The organism is Actinoplanes sp. NPDC021490 (assembly GCF_055562135.1).
The window spans coordinates 204,092-215,892 of record NZ_JBVHFW010000006.1; the positions used below are offsets into that span (position 1 = coordinate 204,092).

Annotated in this window: 15 protein-coding genes and 1 pseudogene; 11 read left to right on the top strand and 5 right to left on the bottom strand. The window is 73.8% G+C overall.

Annotation, left to right across the window (positions count from 1 at the left end):
* Positions 1–108: 108 nt before the first annotated feature.
* The 4 genes from ACZ3I4_RS18880 to ACZ3I4_RS18895 are packed head-to-tail and all read left to right on the top strand — an operon-like array spanning position 109 to position 4,753.
* Complete coding sequence (locus ACZ3I4_RS18880) at positions 109–2,805, top strand: LuxR C-terminal-related transcriptional regulator (protein WP_465383230.1); 2,697 nt, start codon at positions 109–111, stop codon at positions 2,803–2,805.
* Positions 2,802–3,344, top strand: a complete 543-nt coding sequence (locus ACZ3I4_RS18885; RefSeq protein WP_465383231.1) for a LuxR family transcriptional regulator — start codon at positions 2,802–2,804, stop codon at positions 3,342–3,344. The genes ACZ3I4_RS18880 and ACZ3I4_RS18885 overlap by 4 nt, the downstream gene beginning before the upstream one ends.
* Positions 3,341–3,862 carry a hypothetical protein gene (locus ACZ3I4_RS18890; protein WP_465383232.1) on the top strand — a complete coding sequence of 174 codons (522 nt, stop codon included), beginning with the start codon at positions 3,341–3,343 and terminating at the stop codon, positions 3,860–3,862. Before ACZ3I4_RS18885 ends, ACZ3I4_RS18890 begins: the two co-directional genes overlap by 4 nt.
* A 51-nt stretch (positions 3,863–3,913) precedes the next feature.
* The gene (locus ACZ3I4_RS18895; RefSeq protein WP_465383233.1) at positions 3,914–4,753 is read left to right on the top strand and encodes a prolyl oligopeptidase family serine peptidase; all 840 of its coding nucleotides are present in this window, start codon (positions 3,914–3,916) and stop codon (positions 4,751–4,753) included.
* Here the strand turns inward: ACZ3I4_RS18895 and ACZ3I4_RS18900 are convergent.
* The gene (locus ACZ3I4_RS18900; RefSeq protein WP_465383234.1) at positions 4,743–5,180 is read right to left on the bottom strand and encodes a VOC family protein; all 438 of its coding nucleotides are present in this window, start codon (positions 5,178–5,180) and stop codon (positions 4,743–4,745) included. The genes ACZ3I4_RS18895 and ACZ3I4_RS18900 overlap by 11 nt on opposite strands.
* A gap of 43 nt (positions 5,181–5,223) precedes the next feature.
* On the opposite strand from ACZ3I4_RS18900, the gene ACZ3I4_RS18905 reads away from it, so the two are divergent.
* The 4 genes from ACZ3I4_RS18905 (at position 5,224) to ACZ3I4_RS18920 (ending at position 8,245) form a co-directional block, all read left to right on the top strand.
* Positions 5,224–5,826 (top strand): shikimate kinase, encoded by a 603-nt coding sequence (locus tag ACZ3I4_RS18905; RefSeq protein ID WP_465383235.1) that lies wholly within the window; start codon positions 5,224–5,226, stop codon positions 5,824–5,826.
* A 70-nt stretch (positions 5,827–5,896) separates the two neighbouring features.
* A complete protein-coding gene (locus ACZ3I4_RS18910) occupies positions 5,897–6,748 on the top strand; it encodes a phosphotransferase enzyme family protein (RefSeq protein WP_465383236.1) in 852 nt (283 codons plus the stop codon).
* Between the two features lie 394 nt (positions 6,749–7,142).
* Positions 7,143–7,928 carry a lysophospholipid acyltransferase family protein gene (locus ACZ3I4_RS18915; RefSeq protein WP_465383237.1) on the top strand — a complete coding sequence of 262 codons (786 nt, stop codon included), beginning with the start codon at positions 7,143–7,145 and terminating at the stop codon, positions 7,926–7,928.
* Complete coding sequence (locus ACZ3I4_RS18920) at positions 7,925–8,245, top strand: hypothetical protein (RefSeq protein WP_465383238.1); 321 nt, start codon at positions 7,925–7,927, stop codon at positions 8,243–8,245. Before ACZ3I4_RS18915 ends, ACZ3I4_RS18920 begins: the two co-directional genes overlap by 4 nt.
* A gap of 6 nt (positions 8,246–8,251) precedes the next feature.
* Here the strand turns inward: ACZ3I4_RS18920 and ACZ3I4_RS18925 are convergent, their stop codons facing one another.
* Positions 8,252–8,986: a hypothetical protein gene (locus ACZ3I4_RS18925; RefSeq protein WP_465383239.1), complete on the bottom strand. Its 735-nt coding sequence runs from the start codon at positions 8,984–8,986 to the stop codon at positions 8,252–8,254.
* A gap of 130 nt (positions 8,987–9,116) precedes the next feature.
* Here ACZ3I4_RS18925 and ACZ3I4_RS18930 point away from each other — a divergent pair, with 130 nt between their 5' ends.
* A complete protein-coding gene (locus tag ACZ3I4_RS18930) occupies positions 9,117–9,641 on the top strand; it encodes an NUDIX hydrolase (RefSeq protein ID WP_465383240.1) in 525 nt (174 codons plus the stop codon).
* Between the two features lie 11 nt (positions 9,642–9,652).
* Here ACZ3I4_RS18930 and sugE read toward each other — a convergent pair whose 3' ends face one another.
* Both sugE and ACZ3I4_RS18940 read right to left on the bottom strand, forming a co-directional pair.
* Entirely contained in the window at positions 9,653–9,967 is a 315-nt protein-coding gene (gene sugE, locus ACZ3I4_RS18935; protein ID WP_465383241.1) for a quaternary ammonium compound efflux SMR transporter SugE, read from the bottom strand.
* 92 nt (positions 9,968–10,059) lie between these two features.
* Complete coding sequence (locus ACZ3I4_RS18940) at positions 10,060–10,779, bottom strand: VOC family protein (RefSeq protein ID WP_465383242.1); 720 nt, start codon at positions 10,777–10,779, stop codon at positions 10,060–10,062.
* Positions 10,780–10,852: 73 nt separating this feature from the next.
* On the opposite strand from ACZ3I4_RS18940, the gene ACZ3I4_RS18945 reads away from it, so the two are divergent.
* Together ACZ3I4_RS18945 and ACZ3I4_RS18950 are read left to right on the top strand one after the other, a co-directional pair.
* On the top strand, positions 10,853–11,182 hold the full coding sequence (locus ACZ3I4_RS18945) for a DMT family transporter (protein ID WP_465383243.1): 330 nt from the start codon (positions 10,853–10,855) through the stop codon (positions 11,180–11,182).
* Positions 11,179–11,499 carry a DMT family transporter gene (locus tag ACZ3I4_RS18950; RefSeq protein WP_465383244.1) on the top strand — a complete coding sequence of 107 codons (321 nt, stop codon included), beginning with the start codon at positions 11,179–11,181 and terminating at the stop codon, positions 11,497–11,499. The genes ACZ3I4_RS18945 and ACZ3I4_RS18950 overlap by 4 nt, the downstream gene beginning before the upstream one ends.
* An 81-nt stretch (positions 11,500–11,580) precedes the next feature.
* On the opposite strand, the pseudogene ACZ3I4_RS18955 reads toward ACZ3I4_RS18950, so the two are convergent.
* Positions 11,581–11,703: pseudogene (locus tag ACZ3I4_RS18955) on the bottom strand (SAM-dependent methyltransferase); the annotation flags it as partial.
* Between the last annotated feature and the right edge of the window lie 98 nt (positions 11,704–11,801).

The following is an 11,801-nucleotide window of genomic DNA, read 5'->3' on the forward strand; positions in this document are numbered from 1 at the left end:
GCGGGCACCAGTTCCGCCCGCCGCAGGCCCAGCCTACGGACCGCGCACGAGCAGGGGATCCCGTGTTCGTGCCACGCACACCGAATGATCTCGGGGGAAGGGGACCAGGTGGCGGAAGCGCTGCATCAGGCCGCCGCCATGCTGCACCGTCCCGGTCTTGTCGTGCTGACCGGCCCGCCCGGCTGCGGGCGCAGCACGGCGCTGCGCGAGCTCGCGGCGGCCGTGCCCGGCCCGGCCCACACCGGCGGCGGGCTGGCGATGCTGCAGACCGTGCCCGCGCTCGCGTTGTCCCGGGCGGTCCGGGCCCGGCTGCCCGCCCACGACGTGCACCTGCTGGCCGAGGCGGTGCGCTCCCGGGTCCGGGCCGGGCTGCTGGTGCTCGACGACCTGCAGTACGCCGACGCGGCCACCCTGGCCGCGCTGCCCGCCCTGGCTCGGTTCTGCCGCGTGCTGGTCGCGTTGCGCACCCCGCACCGCCTGAGCGCCGAGGTGCAGGAGGAGCTGCGGGCCGCGTCGACCGCGTGGGTGGAGGTGCCGCCGCTGACCGGTGAGGCCGCGCTCGAGCTGGCCCGGCGCACCGCCGGCAACCTGGAACCGGCCGTCCTGCAGGCGGTGGCCGAGCGGGCCGGCGGCAACCCCCTGGCCGTCACCGCGCTGGCCCGGCAGGCCGCCGCGGCCAAACCCGGCGCCGGGCCGGGCATCGACCAGGTCGCCTACGCCATCGCCACCGCCCTGGCCGACCTGCCCCGACCGGCCCGCACCGCCCTGGCCGCGCTCGGACTGCTCGGCCGGCCCGCCCCGGCGGCGCTGCTCGGGCCGGGCGCGGCCGACCTGCTGGCCGCCGGGCTGGTCACCCCGGTGCCCGGCGGCGACGACCTGCTGCCGGTGTCGACCTATGTGGCCGAGACCGCGGCCGGTCTGCTCGACCCGCCCGCCCGGGCCGAGTTGCACACCCGGCTGGCCGAACTCACCCCACCGGCCGAGGCCGCCCGGCACCTGGCCGCGGCCGGTGACCCGGCCGGCGCGCACCGGCGGGCCCTGGTGGCCGCCGATCAGACCTCCGGCGGCGACCGGGCGGCGCTGCTGCTGTTCGCGTGCGAACTCGACGTGGCCGTCGACCCGCGGGTGCGGCTGGCCGCGGCCGACGCCCTGCTGACCGCCGGTCGGGCCGCCGCCGCGGCCCGCGTGCTGACCGCGGCCGAGCCCCTCGGGCCCGAAGCCGACGTGCTGCACGGCGAAGCGCTGCTGCAGGCCGGAGACTTCGCCGGGGCCCGGGCGGCCGTCCGTGCGGTGCCCGACGCCGCCACCGGGCCGGTGCTCGCCGCCCGCGACCGGGTGCTGCTGCTGGCCGAACTGGCCGCCGACCCACCCGCGGCCCAGGACCTCGCCGGCAAGATCGCCGCCCGGCATCCGCAGCCACCGCCCGGCGTCGCGGCCGCCCTGGCCGCGGTGCAGGCCCGGCTGCGCCTCCCGGGCTGGGACACGGCCCTGGCCGCGGCCGCCCGCTCGGGTGACCCGCTGATCGGGCGCTGGTCGGCGTGGCTGCTGGTCGAGCAACTGGCCGCCGACGGGCGCCTCACCGAGTCGGCCGACGCGGCGCTGGCCGCGGCCCGCGAAAGCGGGGACGCCCTGGCGTACGGGTGGCAGACCCGCTTCGCCGCCGCGGCCGACTGGGCCCTGGCCCTGCGCGGCTTCATCGACGGTTCCGTGACCGGCGCCGGGCCGGGCTCCTTGCCCCCGGAAGCCGGCTCCCCACCCGCTGCGGGCGTTCAAACGGCGGACCGACCGGGCTCTGCGGCGGCACCGGGGGTCCACCGGGCCGCCGGGCCGGGCTCTGCCGCGACGGCGCCGGGCGTCTCGCCGCACGCGGGCGTCTACCCGGCGGGCCGATCCGGCTCTCCGGGGATGACCGGTTCCTCCGGGGCCGTCATAGGCGGCTCCGGCGCCCCGGCGGCGGCGTCCTCGGCCGGGGAAGCCCGGTTGCGCGACGGCGCCGACGGCGTGGTGCGGCGGGCGTCCGACCTGGCCGATCGGGCCCTGCCCGACGAAGCCCGCGGTTACGCCATCGCGGCGGCCGCGCTCATCGAGGCCGACACCGGGCTGCTGGCCGCGGCCCGCGCCCACCTCGACGCCGCGCCCGCGCATCCGGCGGCGGCGTGGGTGGCGCAGGAGACGGCGTGGCTCGACGGGCAACCCGACCGGGCTCTCGGCGCCGCGTCGGATGCGGACGGGTTGCTGGCCGGGCTGCACGCGATCACCGCCCGGTGGGCCGCGTACGACCTGGGCGACCAGTCGGCGCCGCCGATTCCGGGCGGGCTTCCGGCCGCCGCCCGGCGTACGCTGACCGCCTGGGCCACCGGCACCGGCTTCACGGCCGCCGCCGAGGGCTGGAAGACGGTCGCCCTGCGCGAACGCATCCGGTGCCTGATCGCCGCCGGGGTGACCGACACCGACGCGGCGCGGGCCGTCGCGGCGCTGCTGTCGGCGGAACAACTCGCCGACGCGGCCGGGCTGACCGTCCTGGCCGGCCGGGCGCGCCGCGGGCTGCGCCGCCACAACGTGCACCGCGACACCCGCAGCCCCCGCTCGGGTGACCAGTTGACCCGCCGCGAAACCGATGTCCTGCGGCTGGTCGCGGCGGGCGAACCGACCCGCCGCATCGCCGGCCAGCTCGGCATCTCCGCCGAGACGGTCGACACCCACATTCGCGCCGGCATGCGCAAGCTCGGCGCCCGGACCCGAACGGAAGCCGCCGCCCTGGCCTTCACCCACTCACCTGATGACACGCTCGAGGATGGCCGGTGACCAGACAGCCCGACGCTCCCCGCCACGTCGTCGCCAACCCCGGCGACGCCGACACCGTGCTGCGCCGACTCACCCGCGACGGCTGGGTCGCCCGCGACGGTTTCGCCCTGCCCGACCCGGCCTGGGACGTCACCGGCAGCCGGCTGGTGCTGCACGGCCGCATCGGCGACCCCGACACCTTGCAACTGGCCGTGCTGGCCGCCGCCCGCGGCGCCGGCATCGTCGCCGTCTGCGACACCGAGTCGCCGCTGGGCCGCGCGCTCATCGACGACCTGGCCCGGCTGGGCCCGGTGCAGCACGGCGCGGCCGAACCGTCCGGCGACAACGCCGTCGCCGACCTCGTCCCCGAGCAGCGGGCGCTGCTCGACCGGCTGGCCGCCGGCGACACCATCGCCGCGGCCGCCGCCGCCGAATTCCTGTCCCTGCGCACCGCGAACCGCCGCATCGCCGAAGCCCGGGCCCTGTTCGGGGTCCGCACCACCCGCGAAGCCGTCCTGGCCTACCTGCGCCAGCGCGGCGCCCCGCCCCGCCCCCATTGATCCACCACGGCAACGGCTCGGCCGCCACCGAGCCCGCCCGGGTGATCCTCGTACGGCACGCCATGCCGGTGACCGACCCGGCAGTCCCGCCGTCGCAGTGGCGTCTCGCCGCCCCCTGTTCCCCGGCCCTGCCGCGCGGCGCCTATCTGGTCGCCAGCAGCGAACCCAAGGCCGCCCAAACGCTGTCCTTCGACCGTCCGGTGCCGCAGGACCCGGGTTTCGACGAGGTGCACCGCCCGCACGAGTGGCGCGACGACCATCGGGACCGGGCCCACGCGTACGTCTGCGGTGTCCGGCATCCCGGCTGGGAACCCCACGCCGCCGTGGCCGCCCGCTTCCAGGCCGCACTGTCCCGGCACGCTGCGGCGGCCGCCGGGCGTCCCCTGGTCGTCGGCACCCACGGCATGGCCATGACGTGCTGGCTGTCCGCCCGCGGGCTGATCCCCGGCGGCCACCCGGGCCGGTTCTGGGCGGCGCTGCGTTTCCCGGACGTCGTCGAGCTGCCACCGCTGACCTGACGAACCCGGCCGGCTCGCGGCGGTGGCCCGCACGTGCCAGCATGACCGGTCATGGACGCACCCTGGAAACGGCTGCTCGGCCCGTGGCCGCCGGCCGTGGACCTGGCTCCCGAGGTGGTGGAGAGCGTCGACTGCGGCGCCTACCAGCGCGACAAGGTCGTGTACGCCGGCATTCCCGCGTACGTGTGTGTGCCGCACGGCCTGACGGGGCCGGCGCCCGCGGTGTTCTGCCATCACCAGCACGCCGGGCAGTTCGACCTCGGCAAGAGCGAGGTGGTGGGGTTGCGCGGCCACCCCGATCAGGCGTACGCGCCCGAGCTGGCCGAGCGTGGTTTCGTGACGATCGCGCCCGACGCCATCGGCTTCGAGGAACGCAACTGGAGCCCCGGCGGCGCGTCCAACGTGACGTGGTGGGAGGCGTCCACCCGGCTGGTGCGCGGCGAAACCCTGCTCGCGGCGTGCCTGCACGACATCCGCACCGCCCTGGACTATCTGGTCACCCGCCCCGAGGTCGACCCGGCCCGGATCGGGTTCCTCGGCCACTCGTACGGCGGCCGGATGGCGCTGTGGGCGCCCGCGTTCGACGACCGGATCGTGGCGTCGGTGTCGAACTGCGGCTGCATCCCGTTCCGGCTGTCGGCCACCCACGACACCGGGCTGCAGGCCGAGACCGTCGTGCCCGGGTTCGCCGCCGCCTACGACCTGCCCGACGTCCTGGCCGCCTATCCCGCCGCCACCGCCCTGCTGATCTCGGCCACCACCGACGACAAGTGGAGCCGCGGCGCCCGCGAAGTCGCCGGGAACCGGGCCGAGCTGGCCCTGTACGCCGGCGGGCACGTTTTCACCCCCGAGATGCGGGCCCGCGCCTACGAGTTCCTTTCTAGAATGTGAGCAGCGCGCCCCGGTCGTCGAAGGTGGCGCCGCCCTGCCAGGCGATCTCCCACCGGTTGCCCTCGGGGTCGGCGAAGTAGCCGGAACGGCCGCCCCACGCCCGGTCGACCGGCTCGGCCACCGCGGTAGCCCCGGCGGCCACCGCGGCCGCGAACGCCGGATCGACGTCGTCGCGCGCATCCACATTGCAGGCCAGGCTGATGCCGTTCCACGTGCCCATGTCGCCGGGCGGGCCGGGAACAGCCTCGGCGGCCAGCTCGGCGAGCGGATACAGCGCCAGCAGCACCCCGCCGAGCAGGAACGAGCAGAAGTTGTCGTCGGAGCCTTCCCGTTCGGGCCAGCCGAGCCGGCGGTAGAAGGCGCGCAGGGCCGGAAGGTCACGGGCGCCCAGGGTCACCACGGTCAGCCGGGCCGGGATCGCAGTCATGACGGGCATCCTGCCGCACGGGTACGACATAAGCTCTGCAGGCGTGGCTGACGACGTGTACTGGCTCGGCGGGGGCAGCGGCGCGGGCAAGAGCACCATCGCCCGTCGCCTCGCCGCCCGGCACGGCCTCACCCTGTACGACACCGACGCCGTGATGCGCGACCACGCCGCCCGCAGCGACCCGGCCCGCAGCCCCCAGCTGGCGGCGTTCATGGCGATGCCGATGGACGAACGCTGGCTGCGCCCGCCCGCGGTCATGCTGGACACCTTCCACTGGTTCCGCGGTGAATCCTTCGACCTGATCCTCGACGACCTCGCCGCCTGCGCCAAACCGGTGATCGCCGAAGGTTTCCGGCTGCTGCCCCACCTGGTGCCGCAGCCCGCGAACGCCGTGTGGCTGCTGCCCTCGCCCGCCTTCCGCCGGGCGGCGTTCGACAGCCGCGGCTCGACCTGGCAGATCGCCTCCCGCACCAGCGACCCGCCGCGCGCCCTGGCCAACCTGCTCGAACGCGACGCCATGTTCACCGACCGGCTGCGCGCCGAAATCCGCGCACTCGGACGGGCATCGATCGAGGTCGAGACCGGAATGACCGAAAACGATCTGGTCGCGCGGACAGCGCAACTTCTCGGGCTGACAGATCCCTGACACCCACGGGTGACACCGAGGCGATAGTGTCGTCGCGCAATGCGAATGCCGTCACCGGGCGGGGGCCGAAGTGACTGAAGCCGTCCGCCGGGCGTGGCCACGTTCGGCCCGTCTCGACGCTCCACGCATCCTCGAACGCATCACCGAGATCACCGGCGTGCGCCTGACCCTGGAAGGCCCGGCCCCCGGCGGCGAGGTCGGCGCCGCCTACGTGCGCTGGCCCGACGGGCGCCGCTCGGTGCTGACCGAAGGCCGTTCCCGCAGCGGCCCGCTCGTCGACCGGCCCCGCCAGGCCGGAGTGCCCACCGCCCGCCACGAACTCGCCGCCCACGTCGATGGCCGGCGCGTCATCGTGCAGCAACGCCTGCCCGGCACCCCACCACCCCAACCCGACGCCACCCTCGTACGGCAGATGGTCGCCGTCAACGACCGGCTGGCCGGGCTGCTGGCCGACGTCCCCGCCCCGAAACCCAGCGAACTGCACCTCACCGCCGACGGCCCCGGCTTCTGCCTGCACCAGCCCCTCGCCGAACACAGCACCCGCACCGCCGCCCTGCTCGAACGCATCCACCAGATCGGCGCCGCCGGCACCGTCATGGTCGGCGACGACCTCGTCCACATGGACTTCCACCCCGGCAACGTCCTCGTCGACGGCCACGGCCGCCTCACCGGCCTGATCGACTGGGACGGCGCCACCCGCGGCGACCGCCACTTCGACCTGATCACCCTGCGGTTCTGGCTGGCCGGCCGCGCCCCCGCCCTGCTCGGCCCGCTCGAGCAGCGCCTGGCCGGGCTGCCCGACCGCCGCTACAACACCTACTGGGCCCACATGAGCCTGCGCATGGTCGACTGGTCGATCCGCCACCACGACGCCGCCACGGTCGACCAGTGGCTCGACGTCGCCGAAACCGGCTTCCGCTGAGCAGTCGGAGCGCGGTCCAGCCGCTGAGCGACCGACGCCTGGATCGGCGGCAACGTGATGTGCCAGAACCGTTCGACGGTGCCGCCGCCGGCTGGACCTGTCGGTGGCCGCCGCGCGCGTCGTGGCCGGGGACGCGGGAACGTCCCGGTCGCGCGCTACGGCCCGGTGGGCCGGGGTGGCCGCGAGGTGCGGCGGGTCCGGCCGTGGTGCTTTCGAGGATGGCGACGAGGCGTACGTCTGGGTGCGGGGTTGAAGTTCCGGTGTTCGCCGATGTCAGCGTGACCGGCGGTGCGGGGTTGAAGTTTCGGGTGTTCGCCGATGCACAGGTGACAGCGGAGTCCGGCCGGTCGGGTGATCGGATGTCCGGCCGCGGCCGTGCGACCATTGCCGCCTTATGGAAAGCCCCTCCAAGCGGACGCCGTTGATGTGGCGTTTCATGCTCGCGCTCTCGCGAATCGTGGTGTTTCCCCTGTGCCGGCTGCGGGTGTCCGGTGAGGTCCCGGACGAGCTGCGCCGGGGGCCGCTGATCCTGGCCGGCAACCATGTCAGCCCGTTCGACCCCATGGTGATGACCGCCGCCTGCCACAAGATCGGCATCGCGCCGCGGTTCATGGCCACGGGCGGGCTGTTCGACGCGCCGATCGTGGGCGCGGCGATGCGCCGGGCCGGGCACATCCGGGTCAGCCGGGGCAGCGCCCAGGTCGCCGACGCGCTGCCGGAAGCGGTCAGAGCACTCGGCGACGGCGCGCTCGTGTTCGTCTACCCGGAGGGGCGCATCGGCCTCGACCCGTGGATGTGGCCGGAACGCGGCAAGACCGGTGTCGCCCGCATGGCCGCCACGTCCGGCGCGCCGGTGCTGCCGGTCGCCCAGTGGGGCACCCACGCCGTCCTGCCCTACACCACCCCCGAACACCTGCTGCGCTCGCTGCTGCGGGCCGTGCTGCACCGGCCGGTCGTGCACGTGCGTTTCGGCACGCCCGTCGACCTGTCACAGCTCGCCGGCACCGCGGGCGCCCAGGCCATGCGAGCCACCCGGCTGATCATGGACGGCATCGACGACACGCTGGTGCCGCTGCGCGACGGCGAGATGCAGACCCCGCGGTTCGTCGACACCACCCGCACCGTCGACATGGCCCGGGTCCGGCCCCGCCGCCCCGCCGACGACTGCGTCACCCGGTGACCAGCCGCGCCGTCCTGCCCGCCGCGGGCGTCACCGCCCACCCCGAACGCCGCACCGCCATCGGCACCGAAACCGAACTCGCCCGGCTCCGCGAAGGCCTGCCCGACCCGCCCCGCAGCATCTTCGAAGCCCCCGAACCCGCCCCCACCCGCACCACCGCGCGCCGCCTCACCGTCGCCGTGGCGCTGCTCGCCGCCGGAACCGCGATCGGCACCGCCCAAAGCTGGATCCACTACGCGAGCACCGCCTTCCTCATCGCGGCCGGCGGGCAACTGCTGACGGCCTACCGAGGCTGGAAAGCCACCCGCCGCACCTAGGGCGCCCTAAGGTGTCTCACCCAGCTCGGCCAGCCGGGCTTCCACCTCGGCCAGCTGCTCACGTAACCGCCGCGCCTGCTCCTCGGCCTCCGACCGCTCGGCCGACATGATCTGCTCGACCGCCTCACGCACCCCCGGCACGTCGACCAGCGCCACCATCCGCAACGCCTCCGCGGGCCGGATCACATAGGGCTTGGCCAGCGCCTTGGAACCCTGTGAAGCGGCCACCGTCCACTCACCCTCGCCGTACGCGAGAGTCACCGTCAGCGCGGGCGGCGGTTTCGGTTTCGCCGCCCGCCCGGCCGGTTTCCGCGGCGCCGGCGCGGGGGCCGGCTCGGCCTCCTTGACCGCGGGGGCGGCGGCCACGGGCTTGCCGTTGCGGGCGGCCTTCGACGGCGCCGGCTGATCGAGCACGAACGCCGGCCCGGCCGGAACCACCGGCTCAGGCTCAGGCGCCGGAGCGGGAACCACCTTTTTGGCCGCCGCCCCCCGGGGCGCAACCCGCAGATCGGCGGGGGAGAAGGGCAACTCGTCACGCCCGAACCGCACCGTCACCCACTCGTCGGACCCGGCCGGATCACCCAGCTCGATCACCTGCCCGATCTGACCCGCCATCTGCCCGGCCGCCTCGGTGAACTGCACCCGCGGCTTGCGTCCCGCGGCCAGCCCGTCCCGGATCACCTGCAGCTCGTCGGTGCTCAACCCCGCCATCACGCCACCCTCCACCACGCCTTCGAACATTTGTATGACTCTTCTACCAGGTGCCACCGACAATTCCGCGCACGGGGGCCGCGTGTTGCACCTCCACGCGGACGACCCCGGCCGAGTCTTCAGCGTCAGCGTTCGATCTCTGCGTTGATAACCTGCCGCGGTGCCGTTCATCAACGCCATGACGCCGAATCCGCGCCGCGCCGTCCGCGCGATCATCCTCGATGAGGACGACCGCATTCTGCTCTGCCGGTTCGTCTTTCCGCACCCAGCAGTGCCGGAACAGGCGAAGGCCGTCTGGGCGGCCCCCGGCGGCGGCATCGAGCCCGGCGAGGACCAGCTCACGGCCCTGCGCCGCGAACTGCGCGAAGAAACCGGTCTAGCAATCACCGCTGATCCACCGCACGTCTGGCACCAGGAAATCGTGGCCGCCGACCACGCGCCGGGCTCCGGCGGGCTCGTCAACGACTACTTCCTCGTCCGCGCCGGCCACTTCCAGCCCCGCGGTGAGCTGACCGACGACCAACTCGCCGCGCAGGAGTGCCTGGCCGGGTTCCGCTGGTGGCACCTCACGGAGATCGCCGGCCATCCGGGACCTGAGCTGTTCTCGCCCCGCGACCTCACAACACCGCTGACGGCTCTTCTCACCAACGAGACACCGGATCAACCGCTCCAGCTCGGCCTCTAGCAACGTCGGCGTCAGTGGAACAGCTTGAGACCGATCACCCCGGCCACCACCAGCAGCAACGACAAAATCCGCAGCACATTGGCCGACTCGCCGAGAAACACCATCCCGGCCACGGCCGTACCGACCGCGCCGATACCGACCCACACGGCATAACCCGTACCGATGGGAATGCTCTTCAAGCTGTAAGCCAGCCCGGCCATGCTCAGCGCAAGCGCCACGCCGAACACCACACTCGGGACCAGACGGGTGAACCCCTGCGACCGGCCCAGGGCCAGCGCCCACACCGACTCGAGAACACCGGAAACGACAAGAACAGCCCAGGCCACGGCGACGCACCACCTTCACGCGGTCGTCTTTGCCTGCCGGGTACGACACGTCCTCGTCCGGGATAGCCGCTGCTGCGGTACCGCCACCCAGCCTAGCAAACCGACGGCGACCGGCCCGTCACGCAATACTCGCGGCCCAGCGGATCCCGCAACGTCGTCCAATCACCGGGAACCCGCCGCACCACCGACGCCCCCAGCCCCTCATGCCGCCGCACCTCCGCCTCGACATCGGTGCACGCCAAATCCACATGCATCCCCGCCGGACCCGCCCCGGCCCGCTGCACCAACAACTTCAACGGCATCCCCGCACCCCGGACCAGATGCTCGAACTCCGGCAGATCCGACGGCGAACGCTCCCACCCCGTCACCGCCGACCAGAAAGCCACCTCACGATCAAAAGCGTTCCCCGGTACGTCCACACACAACTGATCAACCGCACTCACCGGCCCGCCCGGCCACGCCACCGGCCCCGGCCGCACCGCCTCCCCAAGCCAGCGCACCAGGCAGAACACCACCCCCGCGGGGGAGCGCAACACCACCAGATCACCCTCGTCGAGCACCCGGCGGGCACCCAGCGCCACCGCCTGCCCCGCCGCCACCCGCACATCGTCCACGTGCAGATCACAATGCGCCCGCGGGGGAGCACCCGGCAGAACCTGCACCCGCAGATACGCATCCCCGTCCGCCGGCACCAACGTCGCGAAATCCCCGCGCCGCACCGACAACGACATGCCCGTCACCGCAAGCCAGAACGCCTCCGCATCACGCGACGGCGAATCCAGAAACCCGGTGATCCAACGCACCCCCACCATCCGCCCCCTATGCGATCGACCGGCACCCCGCCAGGGTAAGAACCACACCACCCCCACCCGAGGAGCCCCCCGCATGAAGTGGCCCGCCCTGGCCGCCGCCATCCTGTCCGAAGTCACCGCCAGCCTCGCCTTGCGCGCCGCCGTCGACCACCCCGCCTGGTACATCCTCGTCGTCGCCGGCTACAGCCTGTCCTTCGTCCTGCTCTCCGTCGTCCTGCGCCTCGGCATGCCCATCGGCGTCGCCTACGGCATCTGGGCCGCCAGCGGCGTCGCCCTCACCGCCCTGCTCGCCGCCGCCGTCTTCGGCGACCCCCTCACCTGGCTCATGGGCGCAGGCTTCGCCGCCATCATGGGCGGCGTCCTCATGATCGAACTCGGCTCCCGCCCGGAGGCCACACCATGAGATGGCTCTTCCTAGCCCTCGCCATCGCCCTCGAAATCAGCGCCACCATGGCCCTGCGCGTCTCCGAAGGCCTGCGCCACAAAAAATGGCTGGCCCCCATCCTCGCCGGCTACATCCTGTCCTTCACCATGCTGTCGCTCAGCCTGCAGAACGGCATGCCCCTCGGCGTCGCCTACGGCATCTGGTCGGCCATCGGCATCGCCGGCACCGCCCTCATCGCCCGGGCCGCCTTCCACGACCCCCTGACCAAAATGATGGGCGGCGGCATAGCCCTGGTCATCACCGGCGTCCTGCTCGTCGAACTCGGCAGCCACTGACCACCGGCGGGTATATGCCGCGCCCGTACCGCGACCGCGCGTCCGGCCGCACCCTGCTGTTTGACGCGTTCGGTAACCGGCTCACCGCAGCACCAGCAGATCCAGCGCATCGACCGGCTCCGGCACCGTACGCGCGGCCTCCCGCAGACGAGCCACCCCCGCCGCGTACGCCGCATCACGAATCAGTTGCAGAGGAGTGTGCGCATGCAACGCGTCAACGGTCGCTGCGATGAGAGCACCACTGTCACCCAGGATCGTGCCGTTCCAATCCCACACGATGTGCTGCACCTGTCGGCCCACGA

Bases quoted from the DNA above. Each gene is read 5' to 3' on its own strand.
- ACZ3I4_RS18895 (WP_465383233.1), top strand. From the start codon at position 3,914: ATGGACGCACCCTGGAAACGGCTGCTCGGCCCGTGGCCGCCGGCCGTG.
- ACZ3I4_RS18900 (WP_465383234.1), bottom strand. From the start codon at position 5,180: ATGACTGCGATCCCGGCCCGGCTGACCGTGGTGACCCTGGGCGCCCGT.
- ACZ3I4_RS18915 (WP_465383237.1), top strand. From the start codon at position 7,143: ATGGAAAGCCCCTCCAAGCGGACGCCGTTGATGTGGCGTTTCATGCTC.
- ACZ3I4_RS18925 (WP_465383239.1), bottom strand. From the start codon at position 8,986: ATGTTCGAAGGCGTGGTGGAGGGTGGCGTGATGGCGGGGTTGAGCACC.
- ACZ3I4_RS18940 (WP_465383242.1), bottom strand. From the start codon at position 10,779: ATGGTGGGGGTGCGTTGGATCACCGGGTTTCTGGATTCGCCGTCGCGT.
- ACZ3I4_RS18945 (WP_465383243.1), top strand. From the start codon at position 10,853: ATGAAGTGGCCCGCCCTGGCCGCCGCCATCCTGTCCGAAGTCACCGCC.
- ACZ3I4_RS18950 (WP_465383244.1), top strand. From the start codon at position 11,179: ATGAGATGGCTCTTCCTAGCCCTCGCCATCGCCCTCGAAATCAGCGCC.